The sequence below is a fragment of the Hamadaea sp. genome (assembly GCF_013362815.1).
Classification (GTDB): domain Bacteria; phylum Actinomycetota; class Actinomycetes; order Mycobacteriales; family Micromonosporaceae; genus Hamadaea.
In genome coordinates, this window is the sequence record NZ_JABFVK010000051.1 from 25399 (window position 1) to 45884 (window position 20486).

General features: G+C 68.9%; 18 protein-coding genes. 9 read left to right on the plus strand and 9 right to left on the minus strand.

Annotated elements, in window-relative coordinates; genetic code table 11:
- The first annotated feature begins 108 nt into the window (after positions 1–108).
- Both shbA and HOV77_RS23180 read left to right on the plus strand, forming a co-directional pair.
- The gene (gene shbA, locus HOV77_RS23175; protein WP_363260794.1) at positions 109–693 is read left to right on the plus strand and encodes an RNA polymerase sigma factor ShbA; all 585 of its coding nucleotides are present in this window, start codon (positions 109–111) and stop codon (positions 691–693) included.
- On the plus strand, positions 690–1421 hold the full coding sequence (locus tag HOV77_RS23180; protein ID WP_290864974.1) for a hypothetical protein: 732 nt from the start codon (positions 690–692) through the stop codon (positions 1419–1421). The genes shbA and HOV77_RS23180 overlap by 4 nt, the downstream gene beginning before the upstream one ends.
- 120 nt (positions 1422–1541) lie before the next feature.
- Here HOV77_RS23180 and HOV77_RS23185 read toward each other — a convergent pair whose 3' ends face one another.
- Complete coding sequence (locus HOV77_RS23185) at positions 1542–2264, minus strand: TetR/AcrR family transcriptional regulator (RefSeq protein ID WP_290864976.1); 723 nt, start codon at positions 2262–2264, stop codon at positions 1542–1544.
- Positions 2265–2315: 51 nt separating this feature from the next.
- On the opposite strand from HOV77_RS23185, the gene HOV77_RS23190 reads away from it, so the two are divergent.
- Complete coding sequence (locus tag HOV77_RS23190) at positions 2316–3767, plus strand: MFS transporter (RefSeq protein WP_290864978.1); 1452 nt, start codon at positions 2316–2318, stop codon at positions 3765–3767.
- A gap of 54 nt (positions 3768–3821) precedes the next feature.
- Here HOV77_RS23190 and HOV77_RS23195 read toward each other — a convergent pair whose 3' ends face one another.
- The 4 genes from HOV77_RS23195 to HOV77_RS23210 form a co-directional block, all read right to left on the minus strand.
- Entirely contained in the window at positions 3822–4250 is a 429-nt protein-coding gene (locus HOV77_RS23195; RefSeq protein ID WP_290864980.1) for a hypothetical protein, read from the minus strand.
- A gap of 138 nt (positions 4251–4388) precedes the next feature.
- Positions 4389–5207 (minus strand): carbohydrate ABC transporter permease, encoded by an 819-nt coding sequence (locus tag HOV77_RS23200; protein WP_290864981.1) that lies wholly within the window; start codon positions 5205–5207, stop codon positions 4389–4391.
- The gene (locus HOV77_RS23205) at positions 5204–6088 is read right to left on the minus strand and encodes a sugar ABC transporter permease (RefSeq protein WP_290864983.1); all 885 of its coding nucleotides are present in this window, start codon (positions 6086–6088) and stop codon (positions 5204–5206) included. Before HOV77_RS23205 ends, HOV77_RS23200 begins: the two co-directional genes overlap by 4 nt.
- Entirely contained in the window at positions 6085–7374 is a 1290-nt protein-coding gene (locus HOV77_RS23210; protein WP_290864985.1) for an extracellular solute-binding protein, read from the minus strand. The genes HOV77_RS23205 and HOV77_RS23210 overlap by 4 nt, the downstream gene beginning before the upstream one ends.
- Before the next feature lie 153 nt (positions 7375–7527).
- Between HOV77_RS23210 and HOV77_RS23215 the strand changes: the two genes are divergently transcribed.
- The 5 genes from HOV77_RS23215 (at position 7528) to HOV77_RS23235 (ending at position 13853) form a co-directional block, all read left to right on the plus strand.
- Positions 7528–7911: a phage holin family protein gene (locus HOV77_RS23215; protein ID WP_290864987.1), complete on the plus strand. Its 384-nt coding sequence runs from the start codon at positions 7528–7530 to the stop codon at positions 7909–7911.
- Between the two features lie 253 nt (positions 7912–8164).
- Complete coding sequence (locus HOV77_RS23220) at positions 8165–10429, plus strand: FdhF/YdeP family oxidoreductase (protein WP_290864989.1); 2265 nt, start codon at positions 8165–8167, stop codon at positions 10427–10429.
- Positions 10426–11253 (plus strand): formate dehydrogenase accessory sulfurtransferase FdhD, encoded by an 828-nt coding sequence (gene fdhD / locus HOV77_RS23225; protein ID WP_290864991.1) that lies wholly within the window; start codon positions 10426–10428, stop codon positions 11251–11253. Before HOV77_RS23220 ends, fdhD begins: the two co-directional genes overlap by 4 nt.
- Position 11254: 1 nt before the next feature.
- Complete coding sequence (locus HOV77_RS23230) at positions 11255–12133, plus strand: dienelactone hydrolase family protein (RefSeq protein ID WP_290864994.1); 879 nt, start codon at positions 11255–11257, stop codon at positions 12131–12133.
- 145 nt (positions 12134–12278) lie between these two features.
- The gene (locus tag HOV77_RS23235) at positions 12279–13853 is read left to right on the plus strand and encodes a CocE/NonD family hydrolase (RefSeq protein WP_290864995.1); all 1575 of its coding nucleotides are present in this window, start codon (positions 12279–12281) and stop codon (positions 13851–13853) included.
- A gap of 159 nt (positions 13854–14012) precedes the next feature.
- On the opposite strand, the gene HOV77_RS23240 is transcribed toward HOV77_RS23235, so the two are convergent.
- From HOV77_RS23240 to HOV77_RS23250, 3 genes are read right to left on the minus strand one after another with little or no spacing between them, the layout of a single operon-like run.
- Positions 14013–14228 (minus strand): hypothetical protein, encoded by a 216-nt coding sequence (locus HOV77_RS23240; RefSeq protein WP_290864997.1) that lies wholly within the window; start codon positions 14226–14228, stop codon positions 14013–14015.
- 59 nt (positions 14229–14287) lie between these two features.
- On the minus strand, positions 14288–15787 hold the full coding sequence (locus HOV77_RS23245; RefSeq protein WP_290865000.1) for an MFS transporter: 1500 nt from the start codon (positions 15785–15787) through the stop codon (positions 14288–14290).
- The gene (locus tag HOV77_RS23250) at positions 15784–17568 is read right to left on the minus strand and encodes a hypothetical protein (protein WP_290865002.1); all 1785 of its coding nucleotides are present in this window, start codon (positions 17566–17568) and stop codon (positions 15784–15786) included. The genes HOV77_RS23245 and HOV77_RS23250 overlap by 4 nt, the downstream gene beginning before the upstream one ends.
- Positions 17569–17669: 101 nt before the next feature.
- Between HOV77_RS23250 and HOV77_RS23255 the strand changes: the two genes are divergently transcribed.
- Positions 17670–18386: a methyltransferase domain-containing protein gene (locus HOV77_RS23255; RefSeq protein WP_290865004.1), complete on the plus strand. Its 717-nt coding sequence runs from the start codon at positions 17670–17672 to the stop codon at positions 18384–18386.
- Positions 18387–18509: 123 nt separating this feature from the next.
- On the opposite strand, the gene HOV77_RS23260 is transcribed toward HOV77_RS23255, so the two are convergent.
- Positions 18510–20474, minus strand: a complete 1965-nt coding sequence (locus HOV77_RS23260) for a LysM peptidoglycan-binding domain-containing protein (RefSeq protein ID WP_290865006.1) — start codon at positions 20472–20474, stop codon at positions 18510–18512.
- Positions 20475–20486 lie beyond the last annotated feature (12 nt).

The window sequence follows — 20486 nt, forward strand, 5'->3', positions numbered from 1 at the left end:
CCGCTGGAGGGTTGCGGTGTCCACGGGGTCTCTCGATTCCTGGGGGGATTGTGGCGGTCAGCGTACGGCAGCGCTCACGACTTTTACCGGCCTGGAACGTTGGTTATCGTGCACAGCGTGGGGTGGTCGGAATCGGAGCTGGTCGAACGGGCCGTACGCGGTGAGCCCGCGGCGACCGAAGCCCTGCTCACCGACGTGCGACCCGGGGTGGTCCGCTATTGCCGGGCCCGGCTCGGCCAGATCGGCGGGGCGTACACCACGGCCGACGACATCTCCCAGGAGGTCTGCATGGCGCTCCTCCGGGCGCTGCCGCGATACCGCCAGCAGGGAGTGCCGTTCTCCGCTTTCGTCTACGGCATCGCCGCCCGCAAAGTGGCCGACGCGCAACGCAGCGCGGTTCGGCGGCTCACCGTCTCGGTCGACTCGGTCCCGGAGCGGCCGGACAGCACACCCGGCCCCGAACAGCAGGCCATCTCGGCTGACCAGGCCCGGCGGCTCGCGCTGTTGCTGAACCAGCTCAACGACACGCAACGCGAGATCATCGTGCTCCGGGTCGCCGTCGGCCTCAGCGCCGACGAGGTAGGTTCGGCGCTGTCCATGTCTGCGACCGCCGTCCGCGTCGCCCAGTCCCGCGCCCTGGCCAAGCTGCGTACGCTGGCCGGGGACGTCTTCGATGAGGTGTCCGCGGCATGAAGATTCGCAACCAGGGACATTTCCCGGACGCCGACCCCGTCGACCCCGCGCAGCTCGCCCGCGACGACGAACTGCTGGATCTACTGGGTTCCGGATCACCCCCGCCAGCCGACGACTCGCTCGCCGTCATGCTGTCGTCCTGGCAGTCGTCCCTCTCGGCGCCCATGACGGTTGACTCGCCCGCCCCGGCGATCCGCCTCAAGAGACGGCCCCTCTCGGCTCGGTTGGTCGCCGCGATCGCCGCGGCCGTCGTGGTCCTCGGTGGCGGGCTCACCGCGGGTGCGGCCAACGCCGGTCCGGGCAGTCCACTGTGGCCCATCACGAAGATCGTGTACGCCGATCGAGCCGCCGTCCAGCAGGCGACCGCGTTCCTGGATCAGGCGACGACGGCGTACGCCGACCGCCGGTTCGACGACGCGCGAGCGTTGACGGACAAAGCCGCCGCCTTGCTGCCGAAGGTGACCGACGCCGCTGACCGCCAGCGCCTCGCCGCTCGGATCGAGCAGCTCCGGGCAGCCCTCGCCGCTGTCACCATCCCCGTGCCGGGTTCTTCGCCGACCACGCCGTCCGGCGTCGCGCCGAGCGCCGTTCCCCGGCCGTCCGGGGTCGCTCCGTCGACCACGCCGTCTCCTGCGCCGGCTTCGCCGTCTCCGTCGCCCAGTCACGGCGGACTGCTCCCGCTTCCGCCGCTGCCGTCGCTTCTGCCCTCGCTGCCCATCCTCGGCTGACCCTCGCCGCTCACCAGCGCCCGCCCGCGCCCGCCCCGACAGCTGCAGATCACGGTTATGCATGCCTCAGCGGGGCCTGGAGGCATGCATAACCGTGATCTGCAGCAAATAGCAAGGAAGTCAGCGGGAGGCGACGGCGAGCAACCCCGAGAGCAGGACGTCGAGCTTGAACTCGAAGCGCTCGTTGCCGTTCCCGGCGACCATGTTGTCCGCCAGCAGCCGTAGCGTCGGGAAACGGTCGGCGGGCAGCGACGCCAGATAATCGCGGTATTGCCCGATCCGTTCGGCCATCGACTCCTCGGTGATCCCGGCCGCGCGGAAGAAACTCTGCTCCAGCGCGATCGCGGGAATGAAGTCGCCGAGCAGGTCACCGGCCCAGGCCGCCACCTGGTCGGGCATCCCGGCCAACCGCAGCAGCGTGAGCAGGTACTCCATCATCCGCATCGCGTTCGCGCCGCTCGGCAGCCCCGACATCGCGATCTGCGACACCCCCGGGTGGGAGGCCATGACGCGTACCGAGTTCCGCACGAAGTCCTTGATCTGCTCCACCGCTCGCGTCGGATCCGGCTTTTCAAGCGGAATGTCCGCGATCACACGGTCCAACAGCAAGTGGTGCAGTTCCTCCTTGTTCTCCACATGGACATAGAGCGACGCGGCCCCGGTGTGCAACTCCTGGCCGACGCGACGCATGGTCACGGCGTCCAGGCCTTCCTTATCGAGTACGCCCAACGCAGCGTCCACGATCGCGTCGCGGCTGAGCTGCCGCCGAATCGGTTTCGCGGCCTTGGCCGGGCGTTGCCACGGGGGCGCCGGGATGTCGTCGTCGGTCATGCCACGTGTCATGCCGAACACTGTACTTGACACGAACGCCGTTCGTCACGTAGAACTTGGTTCATGACTACCGAACAGCGTTCCGTAACGACGAACAGCGTTCCTTCCAGTGTCGCCGCGCCCGCGCCGCCCTATCGATGGCGGTGGCTCGTGCTCTGGCTGGTTCTGGGCGCGGAGGTCGTCGACCTGCTCGACGCGACCGTCGTCAACATCGCCGCGCCTAGCATTCACCGGGCGCTCGGCGGATCGGACAGCATGATCCAGTGGATCGGCGCGGGTTATACGCTCGCCTTCGCCGTCATGCTCGTGACCGGCGGCCGGCTCGGCGACATCTTCGGCCGCAAGCGGATGTTCCTGATCGGCGCGGTCGGCTTCGGGCTCGCCTCCGTGCTCTGCGCCACCGCCCAGGATCCCGCCATGCTCATCACGGCTCGCGTACTGCAGGGTGGCCTCGGCGCGATGATGATCCCGCAAGGCTTCGGCATCCTGAAGGCCGTCTTCCCGCCGGACGAGATCGGCAAGGCCTTCGGCGCGTTCGGCCCGGTCATGGGCCTGTCCGCGGTCGGCGGCCCGATCCTGGCGGGCGCGTTGATCGACGCCGACTGGTTCGGCACCGGCTGGCGGATGATCTTCCTGATCAACGTCCCGATCATCCTCTTCGCCGTGCTCGGCTCGATCCGCTTCATGCCCGCGACCGCACCCGCGACGGATCGCCCCCGGCTGGACGTCCCCGGCATGGTCTTCCTGACCGCCGCCTCCGGCCTGCTCATCTACCCGCTGATCCAGGGCCGCGAACTGGACTGGCCGGCCTGGATCTTCGGCCTGCTCGCCGCGTCGCTCGCCTTCTTCGGCCTGTTCGTGGCGTACGAACGACGGCGGGCCGACTCCCCGCTCATCGAGGGCGGACTGTTCGCCCGGCGGGCGTTCACCGGCGGACTCGCCGTCTTCCTGGGCTTCTTCGGCGCGCTGACCGGCTTCATGCTGGCGTACGGCCTGTTCACCCAGCTCGGACTGGGCTTCGGCCCGCTGAAGGCCGGCCTGTCCAGTGCGCCGATGGCGCTCGGCATCGCCGCCGGCGCGATCGCCGGACACGGGCTCGTCGCCAAGCTCGGCCGCCGCCTCATCCACATCGGACTCGGGACCATGCTCGCCGCGTTCGCGGCCTTCACCCTGACGGTGTGGTCCGGCGGCGACACCGTCTCGATCTGGGCGCTGCTGCCCTCGACCTTCGTCGCCGGAATCGGCATGGGTCTCGGCCTCGGCCCGATCTTCGGCACCGTGCTCAACGGGGTCGACGATCACCAGGTCGGCTCGGCTTCGGGCGTACTGAACGCGGTTCAGCAGTTCGCCGGCGCGGTCGGCATCGCCGTCCTCGGCACCGTCTTCTTCAACCGGCTGCACGCCGGGTTCGCCGAAGCCATGACGACCACCACGACGATCTCGCTGGGACTGCTCGTGGTCGCCTTCGGGCTGGTGTTCCTGCTTCCCCGGACCGCCCGGCCCGAAGAGGAGTGACCAGTTTCAGGAGACCGGCCGGCCGCGTACCCCCAGCGGCCGGCCGGCCTCGTCCTAGGCCCCGTTCGGTACGGTTATGTTGCGCTGCAACAAGTCCACAAGAGCCGCGGTCTTCGGCCACTTGTCCTCGAAGCAGCCGAAATAGGTCGACTTACGCCCACCGGCGGTCACCGTCACGACCGGCGCGTCAGCGCACATCATGTCCTTGGTCGGCTGCACCATCTCCTCGGCGAACTCGTCGCTCGTCACGAGGGCGTACGCCGCGGTCAGTTGGTCGGGCGCAAGGGTGCCGCTGAACCGCTTCCCTGCGGTGTCGGTGAAGCTCCACGACCCGTCCGACTGGAGCTCGAGCCGGTCGTTGACGTGGGGCGCGCCGCCCACCCGGGTCACCTGGATCGCGGCGTCCCGGCTCACCCGCTCGGGACTCGAACAACCCGCCAGCAGCACTGCCACCGACGCGATGACTGCCAGGACTCGTCTCATGCCCAGTCCGACGCCCGCCGGCCCATCCCGGTTCCCACCCTTCCCGTTGCCCGTCCCCGTTCTCGTTGATCATGAACCTATGGTTCCGCTCAAGGCCCAAAGCGGAACCATAGGTTCATGATCAACGGGGCGAGAGGGTTACTTGAGGGAGCCGGCGGTGAGGCCGGCGAGCAGGTGGCGCTGAAGGACGACGGCCAGCAGCACCGGTGGCAGCGCCGCGAGCACTCCACCGGCCGCGATCAGCCCGAAGTCGACGGCGTTGCGGCCGGTGAACTCGGCGATCGCGACCGGGATGGTCTTGGCATCCGATGTGGACGTGAAGATCAGGGCGTACAGGAATTCGTCCCAGCACAATAGGAAGACGAACAGCACCGTGGCCACGATGCCGGGCCGGGCGAGCGGCAGGATGACGCGAACGAGCGCGCCGAGACGCGTACACCCATCGACTCGCGCCGCCTCTTCCAGCTCGACCGGCAGTGAACCGAAGAAGGTGCTCATCGTCCACAGCGCGAACGGCGTCGCGAGCGAACAGTAGACGATGATCAACCCGAGTTTGGTGTCGAGCAGGCCGAACCGGGCCATCAGCAGGTACAGCGGGATGATCAGCACGATCGGCGGCAACATGTAGGTCACGAGGAACGACATCAACGCCATACGCCGTAACGGAAACGTCAGCCTCGCCAAGGCGTACCCGCCGAGAATGCCCACGGAGACCGAGACGACGACGGTGCCCGCGCCGACGATGAGACTGTTGACCATCGCGGCCCGGAACTGCGCCGCGACGCCTTCGCGCCCCGTGAAGATCTCTTGGTAGCGCGACAGCGTGACGTGCTCGGGCCACCAGTGCAGCGGGTGTTCGAGCAGGTCGGTCTGGCCGGAGACGGACGACACGACGAGCCAGAGGAAAGGCGCGAGGATCAACGCGGAGGCGGTCAGCGCGCCCAGAGTACGCCTCATAGCGCCCTCATCTCCTGTTGCCGCAACAGTCGTAGGTAGATCAAGGCGAGCAGCAACACCGCCACCACCGTGAGGTACGCCAATGCAGCTCCGTAACTGAACCGCTGCGCGGAGAACGCCTGCAGATAGGTCAGGAAAGTGATGGTCTGCGTGCCGCTGGCCGGGCCGCCGCCGGTCATGACATAGACGATGTCGAAGACCTTGAACGCCTCGATGACGCGCAGCACCAGGACGGCGGCGAGCGTGGGCCGCAGCAGGGGCAGCGTGATGCGCCAGAAGACGCGGAACGACCCGGCGCCGTCGATGCGCGCCGCCTCACCGAGTTCGGCCGGGATCGCAGACAGCCCAGCGAGCAGGAAGAACGCCACGAGCGAGGTGTTCTTCCAGACGTCGGCGACCACGACCATGTTCAACGCGAGGAACGGGTCGGCCCCCAGCCACGAGTGGTAGTCGTCCATCAAGTGCAGCTGAGTGAGCAGCGCGTTGAGCGCGCCGTACTCCGCGTTGAGGATCCAGCGCCACATCGCGCCGTTGACGATGGTCGGCAACGCCCAGGGCAGGATCACGATCGCCCGGAACAGCCAGCGGAACCGCATCGGGGCGGCGAGGAGGTGGGCCAGGCCGAGGCCCAGCACCACCTCCAGAGTCGTCGAGGCGACGGTGAAGTACAGCGTGTGCTGCGCCGCCGCCCAGAACCGTGGGTTGGTCAGGATGTCGGCATAGTTCCCGAGCCCGACGAACGGGTACGCACCCGGGAACGGGCTGTCGACGTCCAGGAACGAGATGACCAGCGCCCTGCCGGCCGGCCACAGCACCACCCCGAAGACGACCAGCGCCGCCGGCAGCAGCAAGGCCGCGGCGAGCGGAGCCTGCTTCCTCACAACAGCGACTTGGCTTGCGTCGCCGCGTCGGCCAGAGCCTTCTCCGGGGCCTTCTTCCCGAGGAGCGCCTGTTGCAGCTCGGCCTGGAGGATCTGGCTGATCTCGTTGTAGCGGGGCACCTCCGGGCGGGAGATCAAGCTCGCGAGCTCCTTCTTCGCCGCCGCCACCATCTTCGGCGCCACCGAGACGACCGCGGCATCGTCGTAGGACTTGCCCCAGCAGGGCAGGCTGCTCTTGGCGTACTTGTTCTGCACTTCGGCGCTGGTCAGGTAACTGATGTAGGTCCAGGCCGCCTTCTGGTTCTTGCTCCCGCCGCTCACACAGAGCGCCATCGAACCGTTGACGCCGGGACTGCCGCCGCTCGCCGACGGGGTGGGCAGCACTTCCACCTTGCCGGCGACCTTCGACTGGGCCGGGTCGTTCGCGGCGTTGAACATGTAGGTCCAGTTCAGCGCCATCGCGGCCGAGCCCTCGGAGAAGATCTTGCGGACATCTTCCTCGAGTGACTCCATCGAGTTCGGGTTGGTCAGCCCGTCGTCGATGGTCTTCTTCATCCACTTGAGCGCTTCGAGGCCACCGCCGCTGTCGAACGCGATCGACTTAAAGTCGTCACTCAGGAACTTGCCGCCGAACGCGCCCAGGAGCTGGGTGTAGTCGCAGATCAGCGCCTCGGCCTGCTTCCAGCTCCAGATCAGCGGGTGCTTGACCAGGTTGGCTGACTTGATCTTGGCTGCCGCCGCCAGTACGCCGTCCCAGGTGGACAGCGAGGTGGGGTCGACACCGGCCTTGCCGAGGATCTCGGTGTTGTAGAAGAGGTACTTGGAGTCCAAGATCCACGGCACGCCGTAGTACTTGCCCTGGTACTCGGCGGTCTTCAGCGCACCGCCGAGCATGTCGGTCTTCCACGCGGCCGGGAACTGGCCGGTCACGTCGGTGACGATCTTCTTGCTGCCGAACTCGGCCGGCCAGATGACGTCGATGAGCACGACATCGTAGGTCCCGGCCGGGGCGGCCGCGACGATCTTGTCATGCAGAGCCTCGTACGCCACGAACGTCGGTTCGACGGTGATCTTCGGGTACTTCGCCTGGAAGTCCGTGGTCATCGCGCGGATGTCCGCCTCGGAGTACCCGGCCTGCTGCATGAACAGGGCGGTGATCTTGCCTTCGCCACTCCCCTCGCCACCGGAGTCGGGAGAGTTCGAGCCGCCGACGTCGCAGGCGGCCGTGAGGGGCAGGAGTGCGGCGGCAGCAAGCAGCGCGCGCCGCGGGAGGTGCAACTCGGGCATGGGGTTCCCCTCGCCTAGCGGATAGTTAGACAAGTTGCTTAACAAATGAAGTACCAGCCCCGTACAGCCTCGTCAATACTTGGCAGAGTCGATGAAGCCGAGTTGTGACGGAATCTCCTCCGTGGACCGTTCCTTTCCGGCAACATCGGACATATGGGATTCTTGATCCGGTTGCTCGTCACCGCCGGCGCCCTCTGGGTCGCCACGGCGATCGTCGACGGCATCGATGTCACCGCCGACACGACCTGGGGCAAAATCGGCACCTACCTGCTGGTCGCGCTGATCTTCGGACTGGTCAACGCGATCATCAAGCCGATCGTGAAGCTCGTCGGCTGCGTCTTCTACGCGCTGACCCTCGGCCTCATCGCGCTGGTCGTCAACGCCTTGCTGTTCCTGCTGGTCGGCTGGCTCGCCGGGGTCATGAACATCCCGTTCGAGGTCAACGGCTTCTGGGCCGGTTTCTGGGGCGCGATCATCGTGGGCGTTGTCAGCTGGGTGGTCAACCTGGCCTTCGGGACGTCGAAGAACAACGACTGACCGCCTTCGAGCGCGCTGCGCTTCCGCACCAGATCGCTTCCGCGCCAGATCGCGCCAGATCAGGGATATGCATGCTTCCGAGGGCCCGGGAAGCATGCATATCCCTGATCTGCAGCCCAGCGGCGGCGCGCGCGGGAGCGGGCGAGCGCGGGAGCGGGCGAGCGCGGGAGCGGGCGAGCGCGGGCGCGGCGGGAGCCGACGAGCCGTCCGCAGCGAGCGGAGGTGCGTCCGCCGGGCGAGTTAGGCTGCGACCATGGCGAAGAAGCCTCCGGTCGCGGACCCGGACGAACGGCATCCCCGGGTCACCGAGCCGATGACGGCGGCGGCCGGTGTGGGCGGCGTGACGCACGGGCTACAGGCCGGGCTGGCGGAGATGGGCGTACGCCGGACGGCGCTCACGCTGCTCAAGGTGAATCAGGCCGACGGCTTCGACTGTCCCGGTTGCGCCTGGCCCGAGCCGAAGAAGCGGGCGCACGCCGAGTTCTGTGAGAACGGTGCGAAAGCGGTCGCCGAGGAGGCGACGCTCCGCCGGATCACTCCGGAGTTCTTCGCGGAGTACTCCGTCGAACAGCTCGCCGAGAAGACCGACTACTGGCTGGGCCAGCAAGGTCGGCTCACCGGCCCGATGGTTCGCCGGCCCGGCGGCACGCACTATGAGCCGATCTCGTGGGACGACGCGTACTCGCTCGTCGCGGGCAAGCTCCGCGAGACGAGGCCGGACGAGGCGCTGTTCTACACCTCCGGGCGTACCTCGAACGAGGCCGCTTTCCTCTACCAGTTGTTCGCGCGGGCGTACGGGACGAACAATCTGCCCGACTGCTCCAACATGTGCCACGAGTCGTCCGGCACCGCGCTCAACAGCACCATCGGCATCGGCAAGGGCTCGGTCACCCTCGACGACATCCACGCGGCGAAGCTCCTGGTCATCGTGGGTCAGAACCCCGGCACCAACCATCCGCGCATGCTCACGGCCCTCGAGAAGGCCAAGCGCGCGGGGGCCAAGATCATCGCGGTCAACCCGCTGCCCGAGGCGGGCTTGCTTCGCTTCAAGAATCCCCAACGTGTACGCGGACTGCTCGGTTCGGGTACGCAGTTGGCCCACCGCTTCCTTCAGATCCGGGTCGGCGGCGATCTGGCGCTCTTCCAGGCGATCGGCTCGCTCCTGCTGAAGGAGGCGGCGATCGACCAGCCCTTCGTCGACGCGTACACCTCGGGGTTCGAGGCGTACGAGCAGGCGCGGCGGCATGTCGACTGGCGGTGGACCGAGCAGGCCACCGGGCTGACCCGGGCCGAGATCGAGGCGACCGCCCGCGACTTCGCCGAGTCCGACGCGACGATCGTTTGCTGGGCGATGGGTTTGACGCAGGGGCGGGACGCCGTCGCGACGATCCGTGAGGTCGTCAACGTCCAACTGCTACGCGGCATGATCGGCCGGCCCGGTGCCGGCCTCTGCCCGGTACGCGGACACTCGAACGTGCAGGGCGACCGCACGATGGGGATCTGGCACGAACCACCGTCCTGGGTGCCCGCCTTGGGCGACGCGTTGGGCCTGCCGATGCCGGCCGAGCGTGGGTTCGACACCGTCGAGGCGATCCGGGCGATGCGGGACGGCGCGGCCAAGGTCTTCTTCGCGCTCGGCGGGAACTTCGCGGCGGCCAGCCCGGACACCGCCGTGACGGAGGCGGCCCTGGCCTCCTGTGAGCTGACCGTGCACGTGTCGACGAAGCTCAACCGCTCGCACGCCGTACCCGGGGCGACCTCGCTGATCCTGCCGTGCCTGGGGCGTACCGAGCGCGACGAGCAGCTGACCGGCGACCAGTTCGTCACCGTCGAGGACTCCATGTCCTGTGTGCACTCGTCGCGCGGGCGGCTCGAACCGGCTTCGCCCGAGTTGCGGTCGGAGATCGCGATCATCTGCGATCTGGCCGCCGAAGTCTTGGATGACCGCCTCCCGTGGCGGGAGTGGAAGACCGACTATCGGCTGATCCGGGCGCTCATCGAGCGGCACGTCCCCGGCTTCGACGACTTCGAGGCCCGGGTGGCCGAGCCGGGCGGGTTCACCCTGCCGCATCCGCCGCGCGACGAGCGCCGGTTCGCCACCCCGTCCGGCAAGGCGCTGTTCACCGTCTCCGCGCAGGCCTCCATCGAGGTTCCGGAGGGGCGGCTGCTGCTGCAGAGCGTACGCAGCCACGATCAGTACAACACCACGATCTACGGGCTGGACGACCGCTATCGCGGGATCAAGCAGGGCCGCCGAGTGATCTTCGTGCACCCCGAAGACTTGGCAGCATTAGGCATCTCGGATGCGTCTTATGTGGACATCGTCTCCGAATCGCCCGATGGAGAGCGGATCGCCCGACAGTTCCGGGTGGTGGCGTACCCGACGGCTCGGGGTTGCGCCGCGACCTACTTCCCCGAGGCTAACGTCCTCGTCCCGCTGGACGCGACGGCCAAGGAGTCCAACACCCCGACCTCCAAGCAGATCGTGGTACGCCTCGAACCCTGTGCTGCGCCATGAGACGCCGCCCGATCACGCACATCACTGTCGGCGGATCTCCCGTGACTCGGCTGGACAGTTTGGCCGGGGAGGAGCCGCTGGAGATCCGAGTCGGCCACGCCGGGCAGGCTCGCAAGCCGCTCGCGGTGACGATGCGTACGCCGGGCGACGAGCTCGACCTCGCCCTGGGGTTCCTGTTCACCGAGGGCGTCATCCGCAGCGCCGAGGACGTCGTGACCGCCCAACTCTGCGCAGGCGCCGAGACACCGAACACGTACAACGTCGTGGACGTCGTCCTCGCCCCCCATGTGCCGCAGCCGGACGTGAGCGCCGAACGAAATTTCTACACGACCTCATCGTGCGGCGTATGCGGAAAGGCGAGCATCGACGCCATCCGCACCCGGTCGGCGTACGACCTGATCGGGGATCCCGTCACGGTCAGTCCCGCCACGCTGGCCGCTTTACCTGAACAGCTCGCGCTAGCTCAACGCGGCTTCACGCGTACCGGCGGATCTCATGCGGCGGCATTGTTCTCCGCGGCGGGCGAGTTGATCGCGGCGCGCGAGGACGTGGGCCGGCACAACGCGGTCGACAAGCTGATCGGGCGGGAGCTGCGCGAGGGCCGTGTGCCGCTGGTGGGGCGGGTGCTGCTGCTGAGCGGGCGGGCCGGGTTCGAGCTGGTGCAGAAGGCCTGGATGGCGGGGGTGAGCGTGGTCGCGGCGGTGGGCGCGCCGAGTACGCTCGCCGCGGATCTGGCGGCCGAGGCGGGGATGACGCTGGTCGGGTTCCTGCGGCCGCCGTCGATGAACGTTTACACGGGCGGCCAGCGGATCGTGGCGGACTGACGTGCGCCGCTTCGTGGCCGTACTCGTCTTGCTGGTGAGCGGATGCTCGGCGGCTCCTGTTCCCGTTTCCGCTGTGCCGTCACCGGTCGCGTCCTCGATCGCACCCTCTCCCGCCGCGGCCGGTCATGCGCCCACGAAGTCATTCTCCATCGCGACGCGGACTTTCCGGTTCAAGCGGGGCGACCGGAAGCTGCCCACGACGGTGTACTACCCGAAGGCGTCCGGGCGCTTTCCCGTCGTGGTCTTCGGGCACGGCCTGAACGGAAACCCCACCTTGTACGCCGAACTGCTGCGACGCTGGGCCGCCGCCGGTTTCGTCGTCGCCGCTCCGGCGTTTCCGCATACCTCGGCTGGGGTCGCGAAGTTCGACGTGATGGACGTCCTCAACCAACCGGCCGACGTCTCATCTGTCCTGGATGGACTGACTGCGTTGCCCGCCACGGACGGGCTCCGGAAGAGCCTCGACCTTCGCTCGGTCGCGGCGGCGGGACACTCCGCGGGCGGGATCACCACGGTCGGCGTGTTCACGGTTCAACCGCGCGACCCTCGCTTCACGGCCGGCATCGTCCTCGCGGGGAACTCGCTCGGCGTCGGCCAGACCTTCACCGGTACGCCTGCCCCGCTGCTGTTCGTGCACGCCGACGACGATCCCGTCGTTCCCGCGTACACCGATCGGGCCGTGTTCGACGCCGTTCCTTGGCCTCGCGCGTTCCTCCGGCTCAGCGGCGACGGGCACAGCGCACCCTTCGTGTCCCGACGAGATCCGCACTTCAGCGTGGTTGTGTCCACCACTGTGGACTTCCTGCGGTGGGCCCTTTATCGGGACTCCTCCGCTCTCGGGCGGCTTCTCCGCGTACGCGGTCTCGACTCGCACCTCTGAGTCTTCGGATTTTGGGCGCTGGATCAGGGTTCTCGGTCGAATCTTGACCCATGATTCGACCGAGAACCCTGATCCAGCGCCCGTCCGGGGAGATTGTTACTCGCCGGTATTGTGATCCAGCCCACTCCTAAGTTACCGTCCGGTAATGCGGACGCAATCCCCCCTTCGCGCAGCCGTTGTAGCCCTCACGCTCCTCGTCACCACCGTCGGCGTCGCTGCCCCCGCGTACGCCGGAACCACCTCGATGACCTTTGTGGACATCACCGCCGCGGACGGCGTCGTCCTGAAGGCGAACGTCATCGAATCCACCAATCCCGGCAAGCACCCCGCCGTCGTCTTCCCCTCCAGCTGGGGCCTGAACGACCTGGAGTACCTCGCCCAGGCCCAGGCGATGGCGTCGGCCGGATACACCGTCTTGTCCTACACACCACGCGGGTGGTGGAGCTCGGGCGGCCAGATCGACACCGCCGGTCCCAAGGACATCCGGGACGTGTCCACCGTCATCGACTGGCTGCTCGCCCACACCAGCGCCGACCCGGCCCACATCGGCATGGGCGGGGTCTCCTACGGCGCGGGGATCAGCCTGATCGCGGCGGGCAACGACGCCCGCATCCGCGCGGTGGCCGCCCTGTCCGGCTGGTCGGACCTCGCCGCCAGCCTGTACGGCGATCAGACCCGGCGGCAGCAAGCCCCGGCCCTGCTGCAAGGCGCGGCTCTCCTGCTCGGCCGGACAAGTCCCGAGTTCGACTCCGTCATCAGCGACTTCTGGAACTACCGGAACGTGCCCGGCGTCCTGGCGTTCGCCGGGGTCCGATCGGCGAAGACGTACCTCGCGGGCATCAACGCCAACCAGCCTGCGATCCTGATGGCGAACGCCTTCGGCGACAGCGTCTTCCCCCCGAACCAGCTCGTGGACTTCTACGGTTCCCTCAGTACGCCCAAGCGCCTGGAGTTCTCGCCCGGCGACCACGCCATCCCGGAGCTGACCGGGATCGCCGGTCTGGACAACGCGGTCTGGACTTCGGCCCGGCGGTGGTTCGACCATTACCTCGCGGGTGCGGCGAACGGCGTCGACACCGAGACTCCGATCGTCCTGCGGCCCAACGGCGGCGGCCCGGCCGAGGCGTACGCGAGTTGGGCCGCGGTGTCGACGAGCACCACCCGTTACGGACTCGGTGAGGTGCACTGGTGGGACGGCACCGGCGATCTCGGTGGCAGCCCGTCGACGGGCTGGTCCCGCTTCACCTGGACCGATCTCGGCACGACCGCCGACGGCGGAGTGGCGCTGGTCAGCAACGGCCTGACTGCGCTGACCGGTCAGCCGCCGACCGCGTGGCTCCCCGGCGTCGACCGCGGCCATGCCGGCGTCTGGATCTCGTCCAGCCTCGGGTCCACCCTCAAGATCCGAGGCATCCCCACGGTGCACCTCCGGGTGACTCCGTCTTCGGGCAACGGAACGCTGATCGCGTACGTGTACGACGTCGACGGGTGGGGCACCGGCTCCCTGCTCACCCACGCCCCCATCAGTTGGCGCGGTGCGAGTGCCGGCTCGCCGCTGACGCTGGACCTGCGGCTGCCGGCCACCGCCTGGAACGTTCCGGCCGGTCACAAGATCGCCCTTGTCGTCGACGGCCACGACCCGCTCTACCTGGACGACAACGGCGCCCTCGCCAACGTCACCTTCAGCGGTTCGGCCTGGCTCGACCTGCCGCGCCGCTGAGCCGCCCTGCCCGCCCCGTCTTACCGGCGGGGCGGGAGGCCCTGTCGATCAGGGAGCGGCGGAATCGATCAGGGGCTTGGGAACACGACACGCCGGTGGATCACGACCGCTAGTTCATGATCGCGCGGAAAGGACGGGCAGGGTCAGGGGTAGGGAAAGTCAGGGGAGGTGGCGGGCCCAGTAGACGACGAGCCAGGCTGCGTGCTCGGCGTCCTCGCACGGATAGACATGACCGCAGGCTGCGCAGATTCCCCCACCCACCTGCATCTGGTGGGTCAGCCACAGATCGCGGCCGTGCTCCACTTGCTGAGCGGCGAACTCCGCCAGCTCGCTCTCGGTCTCGATCGCTGCTCGAGTCGCTTCGGTCTTGGCCATAGCGGGCTCCCGGGCGTCGGTTGTCCCGTCAGATACCGCAAAAAGTGGACACACAAACCTCAGTGTTCGGCATCGGCACGGAAACCGCGCGGAATCAACGCAAGCGCGAGGAGGGTAGCGGCCGCGATCAGCGCTGCCGAGATCGCGCTCGTCACGGCCAAGGCATGCTCGTACGCCGAGCGAGCCACCTCGAGAAGGTAACCACTGACCTGGGCGCCCTGCGTACGGGCGACGTGCACGGCGCCGCCGATGGACTCCTCCACCGCGGTCCGGCCCGGTTCGCTCAACGGCAGTTCGTGCACGCCGGAGGCGTACAGGACGGCGGCGATCGTGCCGAGCAGGGCGACGCCGAATCCGATGCCCAACTCGTAACAGGTCTCCTCTACGGCGGCGGCGCTGCCCGCCCGTTCCGGTGGCGCGGCCGAGATCATGACGGCGGTCGTGGTGGTGATCGCCAGGCCGTCCCCCAACCCGAAGGCGACCAGCGCCAACGCCGCGACTCCGTAGGTCAGCGGCAGGGTGGCGAGCGCGACGAACGCCACGACCAGCGCTCCCAGCCCGAGGGCGAGCATCGTGTGGACGCCGACGCGGCGTACCAGCCAGGGGGCGCTGAGCGCGCCGACCAGGGTGGCCAGCGCACCCGGCAGCATGCGTACGCCCGCCTCGACCGGGCTGTACCCGTGCACGTACTGCAGCCACAACGAGATCAGGAAGTACGCCGCCCCGACCGCCATCATCGCCATGAGCGTCGCGATCGCACCGGCCAGGAACGGGCGGTTGGTGAACAGCCGCACGTCGAGCAGCGGATCGGTCTGCCGCAGTTGCCGCCAGGCGAACCAGGCGAGCAGGCCCGCCCCGGCCAGCAGCGCGACCGGCGCGGACGAGGCGAGACCGTCCTTCGCCAGGTGCTTGATCCCCCAGACGAGGCTGATCATGCCGAACACCGACTGCGCCGCACCGAACCAGTCCAGCCGCGTACGCCCCGGCGACCGGGACTCCGGCAGCAGCCGCCAGCCGAAGACGACGGTGGCCACCACGACGGGGACGTTCACCCAGAACGCCGCCGACCAGCCGTAGTGCTCGACGAGGAGGCCGCCCAGGACGGGTCCGATCGCCGCGCCGGCGCCGGCGACGGACGCCCACACGCCGATGGCCGTGCCCCGTTCCCGGGGATCGGTGAACACGTTCCGGATGAGCGACAGCGTCGACGGCATGACCATCGCGCCGCCGACGGCCAGCAGCACCCGCCCCGCGATCAGCCGCCCGGGGCTGTCGGCGGTGGCCGAGACGATCGAGGCCGCTCCGAACAGGACGAAGCCGACCAGGAAGAACGTCTTGCGACCCCACCGGTCCCCGGCCGCACCCGCCGTGATCAGCAGGCCGCCGAGGACGAGCCCGTAGATGTCGATGATCCAGAGCTGCTCGTACGCGTCCGGATCCAGGTCGTCGATCAGCGACGGCAGCGCCACGTTGAGGATGGTGGCGTCCATCGCGACCAGCAGCAGACTGGCGCAGAGCACGGCCAGCACGGCCCACCGGTTGACGGTGCGGCCCGTCATGACGCGATTCGCCAGACCAGCGCGTCGTCCACCCGTACGCCGGGCCGCCCGACCAGTCGCCGCACGGTGGTCTCGATCGCCCCCGCGTTGGGCGTGCCGTCGGGCAGGAAGATCGCCCCGACCTTCCAGTATTCGAAGTCGTTCGTCGCTCCCGACACGTCCAGCGAGTGGATCCGGGACGGCCGGCCGGTCCGGGCGGCCATCATCATCCGCATCGACGTCGTGGTGTACAGGGTGCTGAACATCGCGATCCGCTCGGGCGAGCGCGGATCGGGTCCGAGGAAGTAGCCCCGGGCCAGCGCGAAGTCCAGCCCGGACGCGGCCGCCCACCGCATCGCGACGATGTCGCCGTGGCTGGTGACGTCGGCGTACATGAGACTCGTTCCGGAGGGGACGTATGCCCGCCAGGCCCCGTCGGCGAGGAACTTCGGCATGGGGGTCTTCGGGCGTACGGCGAGGGGTCTGGGGGCGAGCGGGACCAGGGCGAAGAGCACGGCCGCGGCAGCGGCCACGCGAACCGGCCACCATCGGCGGCGGTCCCGGGACAGCAGCCGATCCAGGCTCACCGCGATGATCACCCCGAATGCCGGGATGACCGCCAGCCCCATGCGCGCGGGGACGACCGAGTCGAACAGCGGAATCTTGATCAGCTCACGCCAGGGTCCCGCCGGGCCGAGCGGATGACCGTCCACCTCCGGGTACGCCCCGAAGGAGAGCACGGTGAACCAGGCCGCGACGGCCAGCGCGACGCGTACGGCGAGGGTGCGTACCTGCCAGAGGACGAGCAGCGCGAGCACCACCAACAGCGGCCAGCCGAAGAACGAGTTCGCCTCGACGGGGTTGGTCGCCAACTGCTCCGCCCCCGGGTTGGTCCCGAACGCCGTGGTCGGCGGGAACGAGACGTAGGAGAGCACGTCCAACCCGAAGCTGCTACCGACGATCTTGGGTACGCCGTGATAGCTCTGCGGCCCGGTGAACTGCACATACATCGGGTACGCCAGCAGCACCCCCGCCACCGCCCCGGCAAGGGCGAGCCCGCCGAGGTACCCGCGCCAGTGCCGGAGGAGGCGCCGGGGCGTTCCGGCGAGCGTGACGAGCACGGCGATCGCCAACGCCTGAGCCAGCAGGAAGAGCACCTCTTCGTTGATGAAGAACTGGTACGCGACCAGCAGACCCAGGATCAGCCCTCGGCGTACCGGCGAATGATGAATGCGCACGACGCACCAGAAGATGACCGGGACGAGCATCTGGGCGACCAGATTGGGATGGCCCTGGGCCTGAGCCGCGAGGCCCGGCGCGTAGCCGCAGAAGGCCGCGGCGGCCAGGGCGGCCCAGCGATTGCGCACGAGATGCCGCGAGAGCACGAAGTACCAGGCGAGCGGCGTGCCGATCAACGCGAGCGTGGTGATCAGCGTGAAGGTGAGCGCGGGTCCACCGAGGAGGGTGACCGGCGCGAGCGGCAGCGCGAACCCGAGGATGGAGGTGTTCGCCATCAGGTTGACCCCGGCCGGTGTGTTCATCTCCCCGGCGAACAGCGGGCTTTCCCCGTGGGTCAGCGCGTGCGCGGCATGCGCGAGCATCCACTCGAAGAAGGCCTGATCGTCCTCGTTGGCGATGATCGTCGCGCCGGCCGGAACGCGCCAGAGCGCGGCGGTGAGCCAGATGCCGGCGGCGACGAACAGCACCACCGCGACCAAGTCGACGATAGGCAGCCGTCGGTGGGGCGGCGACGGCGGCGCGTCGGCCCGGACATCAGGGAGGGCCGTCGCCGTTATTACCATGCATTCCCCCGAATTGCGCACCTCGATGCGGTGTCGCACCACCGCACTTGTCCGATATGTCAGAATACGCCGGATGAAACGGTCTACATCGGGGGGTACGAATGACCGCAGTCCTGGAAGGCGACCACGCGACGCAGACGGAGGTCCTCGAAGGGCTGGCCACCGCGGTGAACCACCGGCAGTGGTTCGTCGAACTGGCCCTGCCCTACCTCGGTGACGACCCAATCGAGATCGGTAGCGGCCTGGGCGACTATGCCGAGGCGTGGGCGGCCCACGTCCCCCGGTTCACCGCGACCGAAGCCAGCCACGAGCGGCTGATCGCGCTCAAGGAGCGGTTCGGCGGCGACTCCTCCGTCGCGGTGACCGAGATGTTCCTGCCCTCGCCGGAGGCGTACGCCGAACACTCGGCCGCCGTCTCCTACAACGTGCTGGAGCACATCGAGGACCACGTCGGCGCGCTGCGGACGATGGGCCGGCTGGTCCGCCCGGGCGGTGCGGTGATCCTCATCGTCCCGGCGTTCGAATTCGCGATGAGCCCGGTCGACATCGCCACCGGGCACGTCCGGCGGTACACCAAGGCCACGATGGCGTCCGCGTTGACCGCGGCCGGACTCCGGATCGAGCGGCTGCAGTACGCCAACGCGCTCGGGCTGATCGGCTACTACGTGACCACCAGCCTGCTGCGGATGGCCCCCAAGGAAGGGCCGCTGGTCAGCTTCTACGACCGGATCGTGCTGCCGCTCACGAAAGCCGCCGAGAGCCGCGTGCGGCCGCCTTTCGGGCAGTCCGTCTTCGCCGTTGCGCGTACGCCCCGCTGACCGCGGCTGACCCCACTTTGGGGCGCTGGATCAGGGTTCTGGGTCGAATCATGGTCCATGATTCGACCGTGAACCCTGATCCAGCGCCAGCGTGAGGCGCCCGCGCGGAGAGAAACGCGAGGCTCAGGTACGCGAGCGGTGCCGAGCGCCCGCGATCGGCATCCCGGCGTACTCGGGATTGCCGGTGGCCGAGGCGAGCGCGCCGAGCTGCGTACCGGACAACCGGCACGCCGTCGTGTCGGAGAACGCCAGCCACGGCATGTCCAGCGCACCGCCTGCGTCCACGGTGACCGACCAGCGAGTGGTGGTCGGATGGGTCGCGACCACCGAGACGCCGACCCGGCCGAACTCGGCCAGTTGCGCGTCCAGTTCCTCGATCGCGCCGGTGTGCTGACCCCAGGGGTCGGCGACGAACAGGATGTGCGTCGTCCACAGTGAACCGCTGGCGCTGTTGATCCGGGCCGACATCGTGTCGGCGATCCCGCTCTCCCGCAGCACCGACCGGTTGACGACGGCTCGCCGGGCCACCCGGGACAACGCGTCCTCGACCGACGGCACCGAACGCACCCGGGCCTCGTTGAGCGCGCCCAACGCCCGGGTGTCGGTGCTGTTGAACCCGGTCACCAGCACGGCCGCCGTGTCCGCCCAGGCCGCCGTGGCCGCCTCGGCCGCCAGATGCCGCAGCAGGTCGTCGGAGTTCTCGGGATCGCCGACGATCGTCAGCAACCCCGTACGCTCGCTGTCGACGAGCAGCTCCCCGCCTTCCGGCCAGGTGCCCAGGGTCAGCAGCCCGGGTAGCGGCGCCGGGGCGTCGTCGGTGAACTCCACCTCGGCCCCGCTCGGCAGCGCCCAGGTGTCGGCCGAGCGCGCGGCGTACGGCTCCGGCGGGTCGGCGCACGGGGCGGCGAGCACCACGCCCAGTTCACCGGCGTAGTGCCAGGCGGCGAAGATGTCCGGCATCGCCCAGGCCGGCCGGGATCGCAGCCCGAGCGCCAGCCGTCGCAGGCTCGCGTCGAGCCGGTCGGAGGCCGCGGCCGGCTGACGCACCTTCGGCTCGTAGATCTCGACCGGCGAAGTCTGGGCAACCGGCGGCGGGGACTGCACCGGAATGGTGGCCGTCGCCGTTCCCTCGACCGGCCACTTCACGCCGACCGGTTCCACCCGGGTGCGTACGCGATGCCGGCTGACCTGATGACGATGGATGCGCACGATCCGGCGACGCCACAACACCGCATGCCCGGTCAGCACCCCGGCCGCCGCCAATCCGGCCAGCATTACCAGCAGCGGGCTCACCCCACCGTCCTTGGTGTCTTCGGCTCGGGCTTTCGGCGTACCAGTCGATGATGGTGAGACGGCGGGTGACTCGGCCGGCGAGACCGCGGTCGACGGCGGTGTCGCGGCCGGTGGCTTGGGCGGCGCGGGCAGCAGCACGCGGCCGGTGGCGTGCCTTGACGCGCCACGGTCTTGCGCGTCGATCGGAAGCGTGAGCCGCCACCCCGGGCGGATCAGGTTCGGATTGCGGACCAGCTTGGGATTGAGCGCCGCGATCTGGTGATAGCGGTCGAAATCGCCGGTGAACCGTTCCGCGATCTTGCCCAGGTAGTCGCCGCGTTTCACGATGTAGACCGGCCGTTGCAGCACCGCCGGCTGAGTCTGCCGGACGACCGGCGTCACGGCGATCGGCGGCGCGGGCGCTTGCGGCAGGGTCAGCACGACCGCCGGGCGCGCGACCGGAGCGGCCGAAGCCAGCGCGCTGCCAGCGAAAACCGCGAGGATCGCGCCCACCAGCGCCGCGGCGACCCGCTGCTGCATCCGCAGGCCCCGCACGCGAATCGCGCGGCCCCGCAGCCGCCCGGGAATCTCCAGCAGCACACCGGCCGCGAAACTCGCCCAGGCCAGCCAGCCCACGACCGTCAAGATCCGCGGCACCAGCGTTCCGTCGTCCGGCGCGGTCAACGCGTCGGACAATTGCGACCAGGAGGGTACGCGATCAGGCAGCGACCCGACCCGGAGAAGCAGCAGCGGGGTGCCCGCTACCAAGGCCAGCAGCCCCAGCAGGGCGGCGAAGGCGGTGACCAGCCGACGCATGGCTCCCTCCAC

Bases quoted from the DNA above. Each gene is read 5' to 3' on its own strand.
- HOV77_RS23255 (WP_290865004.1), top strand. From the start codon at position 17,670: ATGACCGCAGTCCTGGAAGGCGACCACGCGACGCAGACGGAGGTCCTC.
- HOV77_RS23245 (WP_290865000.1), bottom strand. From the start codon at position 15,787: ATGACGGGCCGCACCGTCAACCGGTGGGCCGTGCTGGCCGTGCTCTGC.
- HOV77_RS23235 (WP_290864995.1), top strand. From the start codon at position 12,279: ATGCGGACGCAATCCCCCCTTCGCGCAGCCGTTGTAGCCCTCACGCTC.
- HOV77_RS23185 (WP_290864976.1), bottom strand. From the start codon at position 2,264: ATGACACGTGGCATGACCGACGACGACATCCCGGCGCCCCCGTGGCAA.
- HOV77_RS23260 (WP_290865006.1), bottom strand. From the start codon at position 20,474: ATGCGTCGGCTGGTCACCGCCTTCGCCGCCCTGCTGGGGCTGCTGGCC.
- HOV77_RS23200 (WP_290864981.1), bottom strand. From the start codon at position 5,207: ATGAGGCGTACTCTGGGCGCGCTGACCGCCTCCGCGTTGATCCTCGCG.
- HOV77_RS23220 (WP_290864989.1), top strand. From the start codon at position 8,165: ATGGCGAAGAAGCCTCCGGTCGCGGACCCGGACGAACGGCATCCCCGG.
- HOV77_RS23195 (WP_290864980.1), bottom strand. From the start codon at position 4,250: ATGAGACGAGTCCTGGCAGTCATCGCGTCGGTGGCAGTGCTGCTGGCG.
- HOV77_RS23250 (WP_290865002.1), bottom strand. From the start codon at position 17,568: ATGGTAATAACGGCGACGGCCCTCCCTGATGTCCGGGCCGACGCGCCG.
- fdhD (WP_290864991.1), top strand. From the start codon at position 10,426: ATGAGACGCCGCCCGATCACGCACATCACTGTCGGCGGATCTCCCGTG.
- HOV77_RS23190 (WP_290864978.1), top strand. From the start codon at position 2,316: ATGACTACCGAACAGCGTTCCGTAACGACGAACAGCGTTCCTTCCAGT.
- HOV77_RS23215 (WP_290864987.1), top strand. From the start codon at position 7,528: ATGGGATTCTTGATCCGGTTGCTCGTCACCGCCGGCGCCCTCTGGGTC.
- HOV77_RS23210 (WP_290864985.1), bottom strand. From the start codon at position 7,374: ATGCCCGAGTTGCACCTCCCGCGGCGCGCGCTGCTTGCTGCCGCCGCA.
- HOV77_RS23240 (WP_290864997.1), bottom strand. From the start codon at position 14,228: ATGGCCAAGACCGAAGCGACTCGAGCAGCGATCGAGACCGAGAGCGAG.
- HOV77_RS23180 (WP_290864974.1), top strand. From the start codon at position 690: ATGAAGATTCGCAACCAGGGACATTTCCCGGACGCCGACCCCGTCGAC.